The organism is Streptomyces sp. NPDC002133 (genome assembly GCF_040296405.1).
Classification (GTDB): Bacteria; Actinomycetota; Actinomycetes; order Streptomycetales; family Streptomycetaceae; genus Streptomyces.
Genome location: NZ_JBEOXF010000002.1, coordinates 384,471 through 401,647 on the forward strand (window position 1 = coordinate 384,471; position 17,177 = coordinate 401,647).

Below are 17,177 nucleotides of genomic sequence, written 5' to 3' on the forward strand. Positions count from 1 at the left end.
CCTCGCACCGCGGTGCGTCCCGTCGCGGTGCCTGGCGGCAGCCCGCGACGGGGGTTCCGGCCCGGCGGGCAGAGCGGGGGCCGGGCATGACCAGCTGTGGCGTCAACGACGAGGAGCGGCTGGCGCGCGCCGCATTGACCCGGGTCGTCGAACCGGGTGACGAACACGGCGGCCGGTGGCTGCGCGAGCACGGCGCAGTGGAGCTCATGGCGCGCCTCACCGCACCCCGGCTCCCCGAAGGGATGCTGCCCGGGGCGGGGGAGCGGCGCATCGAGGGTTACCGGACGCGGGCGGCGGCAGTCCGCCCGGAGCGCGATCTCGAGGCGGTGGCGGCGGCCGGTGGGCGCTTCCTGTCCCCGGGTGACGCGGAGTGGCCGCGCCAGCTTGATGACCTCGGGGACGCGAGACCCGTCGGGCTCTGGGTCCGGGGCCGTCCCGACCTGCGGATATGGGCGCTGCGCTCGGTCGCGGTGGTGGGCGCCCGTGCCTGCACACCGTACGGCGCTCACATGGCCGCGAGGCTCGGCTCCGGGCTCGCCGAGCGTGGTTGGGTCGTCGTCTCCGGTGCTGCTCACGGCGTCGACGCTGCCGCCCACCGAGGCGCTCTGGCTGCCGGGGGTGCGACCGTCTCGGTGCTCGCCTGCGGGGTCGACGTCGTCTATCCCCGCTCCCATGCCGAGTTGATCGGCCGCATCGCGGAACAGGGGCTGGTGATCGGCGAGTTGCCGCCCGGCAGCCACCCGACGCGCAGCCGGTTCGTCCTGCGCAACCGCGTCATTGCCGCCCTCACCAGGGGCACCGTCGTCGTGGAGGCGGAATACCGCAGTGGTTCGCTGGTCACCGCGCGCGCCGCGCAGCGCCTCGGTCGCTTCACGATGGGTGTTCCCGGGCCGGTGACCAGCGGGCTCTCGGCAGGAGTGCATGAACTCCTGCGGGGCGAGGCCGTGCTCGTCAGCGACGCCGACGAAGTCGCGGAGCTGGTGGGGGACATCGGGGACCTCGCCCCGGAGCGCCGCGGACCCGTGCTTCCCCGAGACCTCCTCGGACCCGCCGAGGCGCACGTTCTGGAGGCGCTCCCGGCCCACGGTGTCCTCGACGGACGCGACATCGCCCGCCGCGCAGGGGTCACGACGGACGAGGCGCTCGGCAGGCTGTACGAACTGCATGCGCTGGGGTTCGTCGAACGGCACGGCGACGGCTGGCAGTTGGTCAGGTCCGCGCTGCACCCCTCGAACATCCGGCGAGGCGGTGCTTGACCTGGAGCATTCGGGTGAAAAGGTGATGCCGGTGACCTTCGCGGCTCCCTGGCGGCACCAGGAGGGCCGGCGCATGCGGCGTCGGCCCTCGTTCGACGGTGCGGCCGACGGGCTGTACCCGCACAGACGCCATCCACCGGTCTTCGCGCACCGCAACAGCCCAGTCACGCTACGCTCACGAGGTTCACCGCCCAGCCATCCGCCCAGAAACCCGTCCCTTCACACCCCACAGCAGAACGGCTCAAGGCAACGCATGCCCCAGCACACCTCCGGGTCTGACCGCGCGGCAGTGCCCCCAGCTGCACGTGGCGACGTCCGGCCGCCCGCGCCCTCGTCGCTGGACGAGTTGTGGCGGTCGTACAAGGCGACGGGCGACGGGCGGCTGCGGGAGCAGCTGATCCTGCACTACTCACCGCTGGTGAAGTACGTGGCGGGCCGGGTGAGCGTGGGGCTGCCGTCCAACGTCGAGCAGGCGGACTTCGTCTCGTCCGGGGTCTTCGGGCTCATCGACGCGATCGAGAAGTTCGACATCGAGCGGTCGATCAAGTTCGAGACGTATGCGATCACCCGCATCCGGGGCGCCATGATCGACGAACTCCGTGCGCTGGACTGGATTCCCCGCTCCGTGCGGCAGAAGGCGCGGGCGGTCGAGCGCGCCTACGCCACGTTGGAGGCGCAGCTGCGGCGTACCCCCTCCGAGAGCGAGGTCGCCGCGGAGATGGGCATCGGGCTGGAGGAACTCCACGCGGTGTTCAGCCAGTTGTCCCTGGCGAACGTGGTGGCCCTGGAGGAGCTGCTGCATGTCGGCGGCGAGAGTGGCGACCGGCTCAGTCTGATGGACACGCTGGAGGACACCGCCGCGGACGACCCGGTGGAGGTCGCCGAGGACCGGGAGCTGCGGCGGCTCCTCGCCCGCGCGATCAACACCCTCCCCGACCGTGAGAAGACGGTCGTCACGCTCTACTACTACGAGGGCCTCACCCTCGCCGAGATCGGCAACGTCCTCGGGGTCACGGAGAGCAGAGTCAGTCAGATCCACACGAAGTCGGTGCTGCAGCTCAGGGCGAAGCTGGCGGACGTCGGCCGCTGACACGTGCCCAGGGCCACTGAATCGTCTCAGCACCCGCCCGCTCGCGGGAGAGCGCCCGTAAAGTGGACCCGTGCCCAGGATTCGAGCGGCCTCCGTGGCCGAGCACCGGACCATGCAGCGCGGCGCCCTGCTCGATGCCGCGCGTTCCCTGCTGTCCGAAGGCGGTACGGAGGCCCTGACCTTCCCCGCCCTCGCCGAACGCACAGGCCTGGCCCGGTCCTCCGTGTACGAGTACTTCCGCTCCCGTGCCGCAGTCGTCGAAGAGCTGTGCGCGGTCGACTTCCCGGTCTGGGCCGCCGAGGTCGAAGCCGCGATGGAGCGAGCGGGGACGCCCGAGGGCAAGGTCGAGGCCTATGTCCGCCGGCAGCTCGACCTCGTCGGCGACCGGCGCCACCGGGCCGTCGTCGCGATCTCCGCGAGCGAGCTCGACGCCGGCGCCCGCGAAAAGATCCGCGCGGCACACGGCGGCCTCGTCGCGATGATCGTCGAGGCCCTCGGGGAGCTGGGCCACCAGCAGCCCCGCCTCGCCGCGATGCTCCTCCAAGGCGTCGTCGATGCCGCTGTCCGCCGCATCGAACTCGGCGCGGCGGAGGACCCCTCCGACATCGCCGAGGCCGCGGTGTCGATGGCCCTCCGGGGCGTCCGCGGCGACTGAGCCCACGGGGCAAACGGGAGGCCGCGGACCCTGTCGATGGTCCTGCGCCTGCGGGCCCGGCCCTGACGAGGCAGAAGGAGCGGGCGCTCACCGGTGTCGTCCTTCGCACCGGGCCGCTCGGGCCCCGTTCCCTTCGTCCGCACAGCCCGCGCCCGCCGTACCTGCCGCCGCACCCCCGCCCGAGCGCCCGGTGGAACCGGACCGCCGCCGCGGCCAGCGCCATCGCCGGGACCGAGCCGATGCCCGCGCCGGTTGCCGCGGCCGCCTCAACCGCGCCCACCGATCCCGACCGCGACCCCGACCCCGGCACGGCCACCCCGAAGACCGGAAGCAGCCGGGACGGTCCTCGGCGCAGCTCCGAGAGCGGCAGCAGCGACAACGGGTCGAGGTACGCATCCTCGCGGCGCAGGCCCCAGTGCAGACAGCCCTGCGGACAGTGCGACGGACCCTCGGTCACGACCGCCACCGCCTGGCCCACGGCCACCTCGGCGCCCGTGCGCACCAGCGGGCGCACCGGCTCGTACGTCGTCCGCAGGGGAGGGTCGCCCGTACCCGTCAGGTCGATCGAGAGGACCCCGCGGCCCGCGACGGCACCCGCGAACGACACCCGGCCCGCCGCAGCGGCCCGCACCTCCGTACCCGGCGGCGCCGCCAGGTCCACGCCGCGGTGCCCCCGCCCGTACGGAGTGGGCGGCGGCTCCCAGCCCCGTACCACCGCAGGCCGCGGCGGACCCACGGGCCAGGCGCCGTCACCGGCCGAGGCCACGCCTCCCCCGAGCACCCAGAGCACAGCGGCCACCACCGCGACCGTCACCACACGTACCCGATTCATGACACCGACCGTCGCGCACCATCGCCCGATCCCGCTGATCATGCTCGGGATCTGTGGACAACCGGCCGGTTGTGGACAGCGCCGTCACCCGGCACCGCGCCGGTCCCGTACACTTCTTCTGGCGATCCGGGTCACCGGGTCGACTTCGCACGCCCCGCCACCACCTCCAACCTCGGTCGGTGGCCGCGCTCCTCGGTCCCTTGTGGCACGGCGCGTCGGGGCGTCAGGACATAACCGAGAAACTCAAGGAGATACGGCCATGGCCGTCGTCACGATGCGGGAGCTGCTGGAGAGCGGCGTCCACTTCGGTCACCAGACCCGTCGCTGGAACCCGAAGATGAAGCGCTTCATCTTCACCGAGCGCAACGGCATCTACATCATCGACCTGCTCCAGTCGCTGTCGTACATCGACCGCGCCTACGAGTTCGTCAAGGAGACCGTCGCGCACGGCGGCTCCATCATGTTCGTCGGCACGAAGAAGCAGGCGCAGGAGGCCATTGCCGAGCAGGCCACCCGCGTCGGCATGCCCTACGTCAACCAGCGCTGGCTCGGCGGCATGCTCACCAACTTCTCCACCGTCTACAAGCGCCTTCAGCGTCTGAAGGAGCTCGAGGCGATCGACTTCGAGGACGTGGCCGCCTCCGGCCTCACCAAGAAGGAGCTCCTGGTCCTCTCCCGCGAGAAGGCCAAGCTGGAGAAGACCCTCGGCGGTATCCGCGAGATGCAGAAGGTGCCGAGCGCCGTCTGGATCGTCGACACCAAGAAGGAGCACATCGCCGTCGGTGAGGCGCGCAAGCTCCACATCCCGGTCGTCGCGATCCTCGACACCAACTGCGACCCCGACGAGGTCGACTACAAGATCCCGGGCAACGACGACGCGATCCGCTCCGTCACGCTGCTCACCCGCGTGATCGCCGACGCCGTCGCCGAGGGCCTCATCGCCCGCTCCGGCGTGGCCACCGGTGACTCGAAGCCGGGCGACAAGGCCGCGGGCGAGCCGCTGGCCGAGTGGGAGCGCGACCTGCTCGAGGGCGAGAAGAAGGCCGACGAGACCCCGGCCGCCGAGGCCGAGAAGCCGGCCGAGGACGCTGCCGAGGCCCCGGCCGAGGCGCCGGCTGCGGACGCTGCCGAGGCGCCGGCTGCGGACGCCGAGCAGGCCTGACACCGCAGGTTTCGGAAGTTGACGGCGGGGGCCCATGAAGCCCCCGCCGTCGGCCCGTAGATCGTTCGACTCTTCGACTTCAGAGAGATTCACAGACATGGCGAACTACACCGCCGCTGACGTTAAGAAGCTCCGCGAGCTCACCGGCGCGGGCATGATGGACTGCAAGAAGGCGCTCGACGAGGCCGAGGGCAACGTCGACAAGGCCGTCGAGGCGCTGCGCATCAAGGGCCAGAAGGGTGTGGCCAAGCGCGAGGGCCGCTCCGCCGAGAACGGCGCCGTCGTCTCCCTGATCGCCGACGACAACACCTCGGGTGTCATCCTCGAGCTGAAGTGCGAGACGGACTTCGTCGCCAAGGGCGAGAAGTTCCAGGCCGTGGCCAACGCCCTCGCCGCCCACGTCGCCGCGACGAACCCGGCCGACATCGAGGCGCTGCTCGCCTCCGAGATCGAGCCCGGCAAGACCGTCCAGGCGTACGTCGACGAGGCCAACGCCAACCTCGGCGAGAAGATCGTCCTGGACCGCTTCGCGCAGTTCTCCGGTGCCTACGTCACGGCGTACATGCACCGCACCATGCCCGACCTGCCCCCGCAGATCGGTGTGCTCGTCGAGCTCGACAAGCCGAACGCGGAGATCGCCAAGGGCGTCGCGCAGCACATCGCCGCCTTTGCGCCGAAGTACCTCTCCCGTGAGGACGTCCCGGCCGAGGTCGTCGAGTCCGAGCGCCGTGTCGCCGAGGAGACCACCCGCGCGGAGGGCAAGCCCGAGGCCGCCCTCCCGAAGATCGTCGAGGGTCGTGTCAACGGCTTCTTCAAGGAGGCCACGCTCCTTGGCCAGCCCTACGCGCTCGACAACAAGAAGTCCGTCCAGCAGATCCTGGACGAGGCCGGTGTCACCCTGACGCGCTTCTCGCGCATCAAGGTCGGCATCTGAGCCGGTACGCGATCGACACGGGAGCCCGCTAGGGTTTCCCAGCAGTCGTCGGCCGCGTAGACGTCGGACGACCGCAGATCAGACGAGGAGGTCATTGCCGCAGGGACACCAGCACCCACCGGCAATGGCCTTCTTCGTATGTGCACGAGGAGATCTCCATGAACAAGGGCGCGGACGCCAATCCGGCTGCCGACGACAAGAGCGACCACACCGGCAAGAAGGCCGGTCGGTTCATGCTGAAGCTGTCCGGGGAGGCCTTCTCCGGCGGTACGGGCCTGGGCGTCGACCCCGACGTCGTACACGCCATCGCACGCGAGATCGCGGCGGTCGTCCGTGAGGGCGCGCAGATCGCGGTCGTCATCGGCGGCGGCAACTTCTTCCGCGGCGCGGAACTCCAGCAGCGCGGCATGGACCGGGCGCGCTCCGACTACATGGGCATGCTCGGCACGGTCATGAACTGCCTCGCGCTCCAGGACTTCCTGGAGAAGGAGGGCATCGCCTCCCGCGTCCAGACCGCCATCACCATGGGGCAGGTCGCGGAGCCGTACATCCCGCTGCGGGCCGTGCGCCACCTGGAGAAGGGCCGCGTCGTCATCTTCGGCGCCGGTATGGGCATGCCGTACTTCTCCACCGACACCACCGCGGCCCAGCGCGCTCTGGAGATCGACGCCGAGGCCCTGCTCATGGGCAAGAACGGCGTCGACGGGGTCTACGACTCCGACCCCAAGAGCAACCCGGACGCCGTGAAGTTCGACGCGCTGGAGTACGGCGAGGTGCTCGCCCGCAACCTCAAGGTTGCCGACGCCACGGCCATCACCCTCTGCCGCGACAACGATCTGCCCATCCTCGTCTTCGAACTGCTTGCCGCGGGCAATATCGCGCGGGCGGTCCGGGGTGAGAAGATCGGCACGCTCGTGAGCGACCAGGGCACCCGGGCCTGATCCGGGCGACCGCCCCCCCAGTGGGGATGGACAAAGCCCTGCCGGTCGGACACCGTGCAGGGGAACGCGCCGCCAAGATTCGCCGGCCTCGTACTCGTATGCGTCACGTGGTTTCGCAAGCGCCAAGCTGACCGACACGCGTACACGCCGGGCCTACTCAAGACACGCAGGAGCAAGTGGTGATCGAAGAGACCCTCCTCGAGGCCGAGGAGAAGATGGAGAAGGCCGTCGTGGTCGCCAAGGAGGACTTCGCCGCGATCCGCACCGGGCGTGCGCACCCGGCGATGTTCAACAAGATCGTGGCCGACTACTACGGTGCGCTGACACCGATCAACCAGCTCGCCTCGTTCTCGGTGCCCGAACCGCGGATGGCCGTGGTGACTCCGTTCGACAAGAGCGCGCTGCGCAACATCGAGCAGGCGATCCGGGACTCCGACCTGGGCGTCAACCCGAGCAACGACGGCAACATCATCCGGGTGGTGTTCCCCGAGCTCACCGAGGAGCGCCGCCGCGAGTTCATCAAGGTCGCCAAGGGCAAGGCCGAGGACTCCCGGATCTCGATCCGCTCCGTGCGCCGCAAGGCCAAGGAGGCCATCGACAAGCTGATCAAGGACGGCGAGGTCGGCGAGGACGAGGGCCGCCGCGCCGAGAAGGAGCTCGACGACACCACCGCGAAGCACGTGGCGCAGGTGGACGAGCTGCTCAAGCACAAGGAAGCCGAGCTGCTCGAGGTCTGATGAACGACTCCTCCTGGGGGGCCCCGCCGCGCGCGGGTTACAGCCCCGGTCATTGGGGGCCGCCCGACCAGGGGGCCGCCCCGGCGGGTCCCGCTTACGATGAGCATGGTGCCCAACACACTCGGCCCATGCCCATCGTGCCGGAGCCGTACGTTCCCGACGCGGGTGGAGCCGCAGAGGACCGCGACCACCGAGATCACCGCGACGACCGCGACCGGGGGGCCGCTCGGTGGAGCGGCTCCCTGTTCCGCGAAGAGATGCCGCAGGAGCCCATGCCCACCCCTCCGCCGCCTGCGGCGTCCCAGCCGCCGGAGTCGCCGCAGCCCTCGCAGCCGCCGCAGAAGAAGCGCGCCGGCCGGGATCTGCGGGCCGCCATAGGCGTCGGTGTCGGGCTCGGCGCCGTGATCATCGCCTCCCTCTTCATCGTCAAGGCCGTGTTCGTCGGCGTCATCGCCGTCGCCGTGGTCGTCGGTCTGTGGGAGCTGACGTCCCGGCTCGACGAGCGCAAGGGCATCAAGGCTCCTCTGGTGCCGCTCGCCGTGGGCGGAGCGGCGATGATCGTGGCCGGCTACGTGCGGGGTGCCGAGGGCGCATGGGTCGCCATGGCGCTCACCGCGCTGGCGGTGATGGTCTGGCGGATGACCGAACCGCCCGAGGGTTACCTCAAGGACGTCACGGCAGGGCTCTTCGCCGCGTTCTACGTACCGTTCCTGGCCACGTTCGTCGCGATGATGCTCACCGCCGACGACGGGCCGCAACGCGTGTTCACGTTCCTGCTGCTGACCGTGGTCAGCGACACCGGCGCGTACGCGATCGGCTGGCGCTTCGGCAAGCACAAGCTCGCGCCGCGGATCAGTCCCGGGAAGACCCGCGAGGGCCTGGTCGGAGCGGTGACGTTCGGCATGGCGGCGGGCGCGCTGTGCATGCCGCTGCTGATCGACGGCGGCACCTGGTGGCAGGGCGTGCTGCTCGGGCTCGCGGTCGCCGTCAGCGCGACCCTGGGCGACCTCGGCGAGTCGATGATCAAGCGGGACCTCGGCATCAAGGACATGGGCACGCTGCTGCCGGGGCACGGCGGCATCATGGACCGGCTGGACTCGCTGCTGCCGACGGCGCCGGTGGTGTGGCTGCTGCTGGTGATCTTCGTCGGTTCCGGCTGACGCCGCTGCGGACGCACGAGGAGGGGCTCACCGCCGACGGGCGGTGAGCCCCTCTGTCGTAGCCCCTCTGTCGTAGCCCCTCTGTCGTAGCCCCTCTGTCGTAGCCCCTCTGTCGTAGCCCCTCCGTCGTAGCCCCTCGTCATGGCGCCGTCGCAGCCCCGCTGAGCCCCCCGCGGTCCTATCCGACCTGGCTGTCGTCCGACGCCTGCTCGCTGTCCGCCTTGGGCGTCGCCTTCGCCGCCAGCATCCCCACCACGATCAACGCGATGCCCAGCCAGGTCTCGTCGTCCTCGAAGATCAGTACGGCGATGCCCAGCGGGATGAGCAGTCCGGCCAGCGAGATCAGCAGCCCTCTGACCGGCGGGCCGTCCTGGCCGCGTGCCTTGGCCCGCACGTAGTCCGGGTACCACTCGGTGAAGCTGACGGCGGCGGCGATCGCCAGGATCTGGATGATCCACTCGGTCCAGACGTTGTCGGGATCGTGCAGTACGAGATCGCCGTATGCGCCCGCGAAGGCGGCCGTCAGGAAGGCGAGCCCCCAGACGCCGGTGATCACGTAGTTGGTCCGCTTGAAGACGGGGGTGTCCCAGTGGGCGCGGTCGACCCGCTCCCGGGCGTACTGGAGGGTGAAGGGCATCCGCACGGCCATGGAGCCGAAGGCGATGACCACGAGGGCGATGTTCGCGACCTCGTCCGCGTACGTCTCCAGCCACCGGAGGGTGGCCTCGTCGGCGAGCGCCCCGACGATGGCGAGGAGCGCGAAGACGGCCACGTCCGCCGCCTCGAGGATCTTGAACGAGCCGCCGGGGTGCACGATCCGCCCCGCGACGACGACAACGACCGAGACGGCGAGGGCGAGTCCCACCGCGAGCCAGAAGCGTCCGGTTCCGGAGACGACCGAGAAGATGATCCACGGAGCCATCCCCACGACGGGGTTCTCGAGTGCGCCGGCCAGCCACCGGCCCCCTGCGGAATCGGCCAAACCGTTCATGCGACGGCCCCATTCGGATCACGAGTCCTCGATTCCAGACTGACGCCTGGCGACGGGCCGCGCGACGCGCCTGGCGACGGGCCGCGCGACGCGGGCCCGTCGCCGGGCCCGACGTGTTCGGCAGGTGAGGCCGAATGAACCTCGTTGCCGGCAGAGCCGGAACGGACCAGCGCGAACAGGGGACGAGCGAGACGGTCGCAGCCACGCCGCAAGCTCCTTTGACGGTGTGTCGGGGTGGCCGGCCAAGCCGGGCGCATCGCGGAAACCCGCGGGCGCCTCGACGCGGCATCACCCGTCGGACGTGCGACCGGCGGCCGCGGCCCTGCCCGTCGAAGCCCAGGACCGCGGCCCCTGCTCGGTGAAATGCGAGAGGTCGATGTAGTCGGTGTCCAGCCACCGGAGGCTGTCCTCGACCGCGCGCTTGATCCACCGTGCGGAGCCCCCGGCGTGGTTGGCGTCCGCACTCATCGGCAGGCCAGACTCCGTTGCCGGCGCGACCTACTCGCGACGGCCCTTGAGCGCCTTGCCGACGATCACCTCGGACTCGCTGCCGGAGTACACGTCGGCCGTGTCGATGACATTGATACCGGCATCGAGCGCCGCGTGGATGATGCCGACGGCATCCGCGTGGTCGGCATGTCCGGAGCTGTTGAACTCCCCGAAATTCATCGCCCCGAGAGCGAACTCGCTCACCGATATTCCGGTGGCACCGCCCGGACGTCCTGGCCACCAATCGCCTGACCCGCGCCCTCTACCTCGATTTCGACGCCCTGCCGGCCGGCGAGCGGAACATGGCCCGCTACATCTTCCTCGACGACGCGGCCCGCGATCTCTACGACGACTGGCCCCGGACCGCCCGCGACACCGTGGGCATGCTGCACCTGTATGCCAGCCACCATCCCCATGACCCGCGGCTCGCCGGGCTGGTCGGCGATCTGTCCGTCAGCGACCGGGACTTCCGCCGATGGTGGGCGGACCACGATGTGTACCAGCCTCAGTACGGCTCCAAGCGCTACCACCACCCGCTGGTCGGGGAACTCACCCTGGGCTTCGAGGTCTTCACTCCCAAGGGCGATCCCGACCAGACCTTCGGTCTGTACGCCGTCCGACCCGGATCACCGTCCGAGAACGCTCTGCGCATGCTCGCCGGCTGGACCGCCGACAACTCGCACATCAACCCCGAAGAACCCGCCGATCACGAGCACTGACACAGCCGTGTCCCCAGCGGGGCATCGAGTATCCGGAGAGTGCCCAGGAGTCCGAATTTCGGTCGATCACGCCTTCTGGAACCGTGCGCGCAAGAAAGGGCACGGGTGGCACAACGCTCCACGGCGGTCACCCCGCGCCGTATTCGTGCGGTCGCCCGCCCTGCCATTCCACCCAGTGCGGATCGTCCAGGAGGTCCCAGGCGTCGGGCAGGCCGGCGCGGCGCAGGAACTCGATCAGGTCGGCGTCGCTGCGGGCCAGGCCGGCGGTCTGTGTGCGGATCCTCACCCGGCGGCCGCCGGTGCCCGCGGCGCGGTGCACGACGATCGGTGCGGTCACCGGGTCCCCGGGCTGCGACGGTTCGCGGTTCACAGCACACCGAGGTCGGTGTCGGGACGGCAGTACGGGCACGGGGCGACGTCGTCCTCGGTGAGTGCGCGGAGCGCCTGGTCGCGTGTCAGGGGCTTCGTGTGCTTGCCGGCCATGCTGCACTCGCTCGCGTGGACGGAATCGGGGGTGGCCTTGCCGCCCGCTCGTTGCATCGCGAGTTTCCACCCCGGCGGGGGCGGGGGCAGCGTGCGCGCCGCACGGGCGGCCATCACCTCCTGCCGCTCGAGCTCCGCGATGGTCTGGTCGGTGCGGCGCAGCTGCCAGGCCAGCCACTCGCGGACGCTGCGCAGGCGCTCCAGACGCGACACTTTTTCGGACACGAGTTCGATTCTAGTTCCGAGTGTGGCCCTCGTGACAACGTCCTGCCCGTTCAGGGCCGGGCGCTCCCCCCAGCGGGGGCGCGAGGAGCTGCCGCCGATCGCCTCCGGGCCCTTGCGGCGGCCCGCTGGCCAGCCGGAACACCGACCGCGCCGGGCCGTCCCCGGGCCGTCGGCGGTCTCACCGCAGCGACCGACAACAGCCGGTGACGTACGTCGCGGTCGCCGAGAGCCCCAGGTCACCGGATTCCGTCTGCGACACTGGACGAACCATGCCCAAGCCCGGAGAACTCACTTTCGTCGCCCCGCGCGGAGCCAAGAAGCCCCCGCGGCACCTCGCCGACCTCACGCCCGCCGAGCGCAAGGAGGCCGTCGCCGCGATCGGCGAGAAGCCGTTCCGCGCCAAGCAGCTGTCGCAGCACTACTTCGCGCGGTACGCGCACGACCCCGCGCAGTGGACCGACATCCCGGCGGCCGCGCGTGAGCGGCTCGCGTCGGAGCTGCTGCCCGATCTGATGTCCGTCGTCCGGCACATCTCCTGCGACGAGGACACCACCCGCAAGACGCTGTGGCGGCTGCACGACGGGACGCTCGTGGAGTCGGTCCTGATGCGCTACCCGGACCGGGTGACGATGTGCATCTCCTCGCAGGCCGGCTGTGGGATGAACTGCCCGTTCTGCGCCACCGGCCAGGCGGGACTGGACCGCAATCTGTCGACCGCCGAGATCGTGCACCAGATCGTGGACGGCATGCGGGCCCTGCGCGACGGAGAGGTCCCTGGGGGTACCTCCCAGGCCGGAGGCTCTGGGGGCGGACCCGCCCGGCTCAGCAACATCGTCTTCATGGGCATGGGTGAGCCGCTCGCCAACTACAAGCGGGTGGTCGGCGCCATCCGCCGGCTCACCGACCCGGAGCCGGACGGCCTCGGCATCTCGCAGCGCGGGATCACCGTGTCGACCGTCGGCCTGGTCCCGGCGATGCACCGGTTCGCCGACGAGGGCTTCAAGTGCCGCCTCGCCGTCTCCCTGCACGCACCGGACGACGAGCTGCGCGACACCCTCGTGCCGGTGAACACGCGCTGGAAGGTGCGGGAGGTGCTGGACGCCGCCTGGGAGTACGCGGAGAAGTCCGGCCGCCGCATCTCCATCGAGTACGCCCTGATCCGCGACATCAACGACCAGGCGTGGCGTGGTGACCTGCTCGGCCGGCTGCTCAAGGGCAAGCGGGTGCACGTCAACCTGATCCCGCTCAACCCGACGCCGGGATCGAAGTGGACGGCCTCCCGCCCCGAGGACGAGAAGGCGTTCGTCGAGGCGATCGCCGCCCACGGAGTGCCCGTGACCGTCCGGGACACACGAGGTCAGGAGATCGACGGAGCATGCGGACAGCTCGCGGCTTCCGAGCGTTGACGCCCGTGTAATCTGGGCTCGAACATTTGCATATTCCGACAGGGGAGCGCCACAGCGCTGAGAGTGCGGTGACCGTCAGACCGCAGACCCTCTGAACCTCGCCCCGGTCATTCGGGGTAGGAAGTTCGGACGAGACTCAAGCTGTTGTGCCCTGCCCGGGTCCCGTTCACGGGACCCGGGCAGGGCCGCGTCTCTTCCTGGTCACCCCCAGGAGGACATTCAGTGAGCACCACCATGAAGATCGCGGTCACGGCCGTGGCCGCCGCGTTCGGCATCAGCACGCTGGCGGCCTGCGGCGGGGGGTCCACGGACGCGTCGTCCGGCTCGGACTCCGGCAAGGCGTCGAAGACCGTGACGCTCGTCAGCCACGACTCCTTCAACGCCACCCCGGCGGTGCTCGAGGAGTTCACCGAGCAGACCGGCTACACGGTCAAGGTGCTGAAGAGCGGTGACGCCGTCGAGGCCCTCAACAAGGAGATCCTCACCAAGGGCTCCCCGCAGGGCGACGTCTTCTTCGGCGTCGACAACACCACCCTCTCCCGGGCCCTCGACAACGACCTCTTCACCCCCTATGAGGCCAAGGGCCTGGACCGGGTCCCGGAGGCCGTCCAGCTCGACAAGGACAAGCACCGGGTCACGCCGGTCGACACCGGCGACATCTGTGTCAACTACGACAAGGCGTACTTCGCCGGCAAGAAGGTCAGCCCGCCGCAGACCCTCGCCGACCTGGCCAAGCCCGCCTACAAGGACCTCCTGGTGGTCGAGAACCCGGAGCGATCGTCGCCCGGCCTCGGCTTCCTCCTCGGCACCGCCGCCGCGTACGGGGACGAGGGCTGGCAGGACTACTGGAAGCAGCTGAAGGCGAACGGCGTGAAGGTCGTCGACAGTTGGGAGCTCGCCTACAACCAGGAGTTCTCGGGCTCCGCGGGCGGCAAGGAGGCGAAGGGCGACCGGCCGCTCGTCGTCTCGTACGCCTCCAGCCCGCCGGTCGAGGTGCTCTACGCGAAGCCGCAGCCCAAGGAGGCGCCGACCGGTGTCGCCACCGGCACCTGCTTCCGCCAGACCGAGGCCGCGGGCCTCCTCGAGGGCGCGAAGAACGAGGCAGGCGGCAAGGCCCTGCTGGACTTCCTGATCAGCAAGAAGTTCCAGGAGGACATGCCGCTCAACATGTTCGTGAACCCGGTGGTGAACGACGCCGAGGTGCCCGCCCTCTTCACCGAGTTCGGTGCCGTGGTCGACAAGCCGCAGACCATGGCGCCGGAGAAGATCGCCGACAGCCGTGACCAGTGGATCCAGTCGTGGTCCTCACTCGTCCTGAAGTAACCGGGCGTACCGACCCGGGCAAACGCCGGGACGCCCGCAGGACACTCCGCGGGAACGCGGCGCGGCTCGCCCTGATGGCCGTGCCCGTCGCGTTCTTCGCGGTCTTCTTCGCCTACCCCGTGACCGCGATCGTCGGCCGCGGACTCGAGGCGGAGGGGGGCGAGGGCGCCTGGCAGCTCGGCCGCATGGGCGAGGTGCTCGGCCGGCCGGAGATTCTGGACGTCGTCTGGTTCACGGTGTGGCAGGCGCTCGCCTCCACCGGTATCACGCTGCTGCTCGCGCTCCCCGCCGCATATGTCTTCGCCCGCTTCGACTTCCCGGGGAAGCAGCTGCTGCGCGCGGTCGTGACCGTGCCGTTCGTGCTGCCGACCGTGGTCGTCGGCACCGCCTTCCTGGCGCTGCTCGGGCGTGGCGGACTGCTCGACGCGCTGTGGGGCGTACGCCTCGACACGACCGTCTGGGCCGTCCTTCTCGCCCATGTCTTCTTCAACTACGCGGTCGTCGTACGGACCGTGGGCGGCCTGTGGTCGCAGCTCGACCCGCGCCAGGAGGAGGCGGCACGGGTCCTCGGCGCCGGACGGTTCGCCGCCTGGCGTCGCGTCACCCTCCCCGCCCTGACCCCGGCCGTGGCCGCCGCCGCGCTGATGGTCTTCCTCTTCACCTTCACGTCCTTCGGCGTCGTGCAGATCCTGGGCGGACCCGCCTACTCCACGGTCGAGGTGGAGATCTACCGGCAGACCGCCGTCCGGCTCGACCTGTCGACGGCCGCCGTGCTGACACTGGTTCAGTTCGGGGCCGTCATCGCGATCCTCGCCGTGCACGCGTGGACCGTACGGCGACGCGAGACGGCCCTGAAGCTCGTCGATCCGGCGCTGACCGCGCACCGGCCGCGCGGGACGGGCCAGTGGGCGCTGCTCGCGGCCGTACTCGCCACCGTCGTCCTGCTGATCCTCGCTCCGCTCGCGGTGCTGGTCGAGCGGTCGTTCGCCGGGGCGGCCGGCCCCGGCGAGTACGGCTTCGGCTTCTACGAGGCACTGCGGTCCGTGGAGGCGAGCGGAGGCGCCTTCCTCGTACCGCCGCTGGCGGCCGTGTGGAACTCCCTCCAGTACGCACTCGCCGCCACCGCCATCGCCCTGCTGATCGGCGGCCTCGCGGCGGCCGCCCTCACGCGCAGGGCGGGACGGCTGGTCCGCGGTTTCGACGCGCTGCTGATGCTGCCGCTCGGCGTCTCCGCCGTCACCGTCGGCTTCGGCTTCCTCATCACGCTCGACGAACCGCCGCTCGACCTGCGCACGTCGTGGATCCTGGTGCCGCTCGCGCAGGCCCTGGTCGGGGTGCCGTTCGTCGTGCGGACCATGCTGCCCGTGCTGCGGGCGGTCGACGCACGGCTGAGGGAGGCGGCTGCCGTGCTGGGGGCGTCGCCGCTGCGCGCGTGGCGCGAGGTCGATCTGCCGATGGTGCGCCGGGCGCTGCTCGTCGCCGCGGGGTTCGCCTTCGCCGTCTCGCTCGGCGAGTTCGGTGCGACCGTGTTCATCGCCCGGCCCGACAACCCCACGCTGCCGGTGGCCGTCGCACGGCTGCTGGGCCGCCCCGGTGCGCTCAACTACGGGCAGGCGATGGCCCTGTCGACCATCCTCATGCTGGTCTGCGCGGCGGCCCTGCTGCTGCTCGAACGCATCCGGCCCGACCGTTCCGCAGGGGAGTTCTGATGCTGAGGCTGGACGACGCGACCGTACGGTTCGGGCAGCGGGCAGCGCTCGACGCGGTGGACCTGGAGGTCGCCGACCACGAGATCGTCTGCGTGCTGGGACCGAGCGGCAGTGGCAAGTCGACGCTGCTGCGGGCCGTGGCCGGACTGCAGCCGCTGAACGCCGGGCGGGTCCTGCTCGGCGGCACCGACCAGGCGGGCGTGCCGGTGCACCGGCGCGGAGTCGGCCTGATGTTCCAGGACCACCAGCTCTTCCCGCAGCGCGACGTCGGCGGCAACGTCGCCTTCGGCCTGCGCATGCACGGCGTGTCCAGGGCGGAACAGCGGAGCCGGGTCGAGGAGTTGCTGGAACTCGTCGGGCTGCCCGGCGCCGGGAAGCGGGCCGTCGCCGCGCTCTCCGGCGGTGAGCAGCAGCGTGTCGCCCTCGCCCGCGCGCTCGCGCCCCGCCCCCGGCTGCTGATGCTCGACGAGCCGCTCGGCCAGCTCGACCGGACGCTCAGGGAACGGCTCGTCGTCGAACTGCGCGCGCTCTTCCGGACGTTGGGCACCACCGTGCTCGCCGTCACCCACGACCAGGGCGAGGCGTTCGCGCTCGCCGACCGGGTCGTCGTCATGCGCGACGGCCGGATCGCCCAGAGCGGCACCCCGCGCGAGGTGTGGCAGCGGCCCGCCTCCGAGTTCGTCGCCCGCTTCCTCGGCTTCGACAACGTGGTGCCCGCGACGGTGACCGGTGAGGCCGCCGACACCCCCTGGGGCAAGATCCCCGTCCCGCCGGGCTCCCCTCAGGGCGCCGCCCGGCTGCTGGTCCGCCCGGCGGCGGTACGACTGGGCGCACCGGACGACGGACTTCCCTGCACGGTCGAGTCGCTCACCTTCCGGGGGCACCACGTGGCCGTACGGCTGTGCCCCCACGACGCCCCGCCGCTGGAGGCGGAGTGCGGACTGAAGGACGCACCCGAACCGGGGGCGGTCGTGGGCGTGGCCTTCGCGGCTCAGGACGTCGTGGTGCTCAGGACGCCGTGACCGTGTCGCCACGCCCAGCGACCGGACGAGAGGGCCGCCCGGC

General features: G+C 70.8%; 16 protein-coding genes and 2 pseudogenes. 13 read left to right on the forward strand and 5 right to left on the reverse strand.

Annotated elements, in window-relative coordinates; translation table 11 throughout:
* Window positions 1-86: 86 nt before the first annotated feature.
* The 3 genes from dprA (at window position 87) to ABT078_RS04165 (ending at window position 3,001) form a co-directional block, all read left to right on the forward strand.
* Window positions 87-1,256 carry a DNA-processing protein DprA gene (dprA, locus tag ABT078_RS04155; protein WP_351223542.1) on the forward strand — a complete coding sequence of 390 codons (1,170 nt, stop codon included), beginning with the start codon at window positions 87-89 and terminating at the stop codon, window positions 1,254-1,256.
* A 253-nt stretch (window positions 1,257-1,509) separates the two neighbouring features.
* Window positions 1,510-2,346, forward strand: coding sequence for an RNA polymerase sigma factor WhiG (gene whiG / locus ABT078_RS04160; protein WP_351223544.1), 837 nt, complete (start codon window positions 1,510-1,512; stop codon window positions 2,344-2,346).
* A gap of 94 nt (window positions 2,347-2,440) precedes the next feature.
* Window positions 2,441-3,001: a TetR/AcrR family transcriptional regulator gene (locus ABT078_RS04165; RefSeq protein ID WP_351223760.1), complete on the forward strand. Its 561-nt coding sequence runs from the start codon at window positions 2,441-2,443 to the stop codon at window positions 2,999-3,001.
* 439 nt (window positions 3,002-3,440) lie between these two features.
* Here the strand turns inward: ABT078_RS04165 and ABT078_RS04170 are convergent.
* A pseudogene (locus ABT078_RS04170) lies at window positions 3,441-3,875 on the reverse strand (peptidoglycan DD-metalloendopeptidase family protein); the annotation flags it as partial.
* Between the two features lie 217 nt (window positions 3,876-4,092).
* Here ABT078_RS04170 and rpsB point away from each other — a divergent pair.
* The 5 genes from rpsB (at window position 4,093) to ABT078_RS04195 (ending at window position 8,767) form a co-directional block, all read left to right on the forward strand.
* Window positions 4,093-4,995 (forward strand): 30S ribosomal protein S2, encoded by a 903-nt coding sequence (gene rpsB, locus ABT078_RS04175; protein WP_351223546.1) that lies wholly within the window; start codon window positions 4,093-4,095, stop codon window positions 4,993-4,995.
* 97 nt (window positions 4,996-5,092) lie between these two features.
* Window positions 5,093-5,929 carry a translation elongation factor Ts gene (tsf, locus tag ABT078_RS04180; protein ID WP_351223548.1) on the forward strand — a complete coding sequence of 279 codons (837 nt, stop codon included), beginning with the start codon at window positions 5,093-5,095 and terminating at the stop codon, window positions 5,927-5,929.
* 158 nt (window positions 5,930-6,087) lie between these two features.
* On the forward strand, window positions 6,088-6,870 hold the full coding sequence (gene pyrH / locus ABT078_RS04185) for a UMP kinase (protein ID WP_351223550.1): 783 nt from the start codon (window positions 6,088-6,090) through the stop codon (window positions 6,868-6,870).
* A 179-nt stretch (window positions 6,871-7,049) separates the two neighbouring features.
* Window positions 7,050-7,607, forward strand: coding sequence for a ribosome recycling factor (gene frr / locus ABT078_RS04190; protein ID WP_093653660.1), 558 nt, complete (start codon window positions 7,050-7,052; stop codon window positions 7,605-7,607).
* Window positions 7,607-8,767, forward strand: coding sequence for a phosphatidate cytidylyltransferase (locus ABT078_RS04195; protein ID WP_351223552.1), 1,161 nt, complete (start codon window positions 7,607-7,609; stop codon window positions 8,765-8,767). Before frr ends, ABT078_RS04195 begins: the two co-directional genes overlap by 1 nt.
* Before the next feature lie 178 nt (window positions 8,768-8,945).
* Here ABT078_RS04195 and ABT078_RS04200 read toward each other — a convergent pair whose 3' ends face one another.
* Together ABT078_RS04200 and ABT078_RS04205 are read right to left on the reverse strand one after the other, a co-directional pair.
* The gene (locus ABT078_RS04200; RefSeq protein ID WP_351223554.1) at window positions 8,946-9,758 is read right to left on the reverse strand and encodes a hypothetical protein; all 813 of its coding nucleotides are present in this window, start codon (window positions 9,756-9,758) and stop codon (window positions 8,946-8,948) included.
* A gap of 369 nt (window positions 9,759-10,127) precedes the next feature.
* Window positions 10,128-10,427: pseudogene (locus ABT078_RS04205) on the reverse strand (aldo/keto reductase); the annotation flags it as partial.
* A 68-nt stretch (window positions 10,428-10,495) separates the two neighbouring features.
* On the opposite strand from ABT078_RS04205, the gene ABT078_RS04210 reads away from it, so the two are divergent.
* Window positions 10,496-10,966, forward strand: coding sequence for an MmyB family transcriptional regulator (locus ABT078_RS04210; RefSeq protein WP_351223762.1), 471 nt, complete (start codon window positions 10,496-10,498; stop codon window positions 10,964-10,966).
* A gap of 127 nt (window positions 10,967-11,093) precedes the next feature.
* Here the strand turns inward: ABT078_RS04210 and ABT078_RS04215 are convergent, their stop codons facing one another.
* Together ABT078_RS04215 and ABT078_RS04220 are read right to left on the reverse strand one after the other, a co-directional pair.
* Window positions 11,094-11,303: a hypothetical protein gene (locus ABT078_RS04215; RefSeq protein WP_351223556.1), complete on the reverse strand. Its 210-nt coding sequence runs from the start codon at window positions 11,301-11,303 to the stop codon at window positions 11,094-11,096.
* Between the two features lie 29 nt (window positions 11,304-11,332).
* On the reverse strand, window positions 11,333-11,674 hold the full coding sequence (locus tag ABT078_RS04220) for a DUF6233 domain-containing protein (RefSeq protein ID WP_351223558.1): 342 nt from the start codon (window positions 11,672-11,674) through the stop codon (window positions 11,333-11,335).
* Window positions 11,675-11,943: 269 nt separating this feature from the next.
* On the opposite strand from ABT078_RS04220, the gene rlmN reads away from it, so the two are divergent.
* From rlmN to ABT078_RS04240, 4 genes are all read left to right on the forward strand, one after another.
* A complete protein-coding gene (gene rlmN / locus ABT078_RS04225) occupies window positions 11,944-13,080 on the forward strand; it encodes a dual-specificity RNA methyltransferase RlmN (protein ID WP_351223560.1) in 1,137 nt (378 codons plus the stop codon).
* Window positions 13,081-13,302: 222 nt separating this feature from the next.
* The gene (locus ABT078_RS04230) at window positions 13,303-14,403 is read left to right on the forward strand and encodes a thiamine ABC transporter substrate-binding protein (protein ID WP_351223562.1); all 1,101 of its coding nucleotides are present in this window, start codon (window positions 13,303-13,305) and stop codon (window positions 14,401-14,403) included.
* Between the two features lie 74 nt (window positions 14,404-14,477).
* Entirely contained in the window at window positions 14,478-16,112 is a 1,635-nt protein-coding gene (locus ABT078_RS04235; RefSeq protein WP_351223764.1) for an ABC transporter permease, read from the forward strand.
* A complete protein-coding gene (locus tag ABT078_RS04240) occupies window positions 16,112-17,134 on the forward strand; it encodes an ABC transporter ATP-binding protein (RefSeq protein WP_351223564.1) in 1,023 nt (340 codons plus the stop codon). The genes ABT078_RS04235 and ABT078_RS04240 overlap by 1 nt, the downstream gene beginning before the upstream one ends.
* Window positions 17,135-17,177 lie beyond the last annotated feature (43 nt).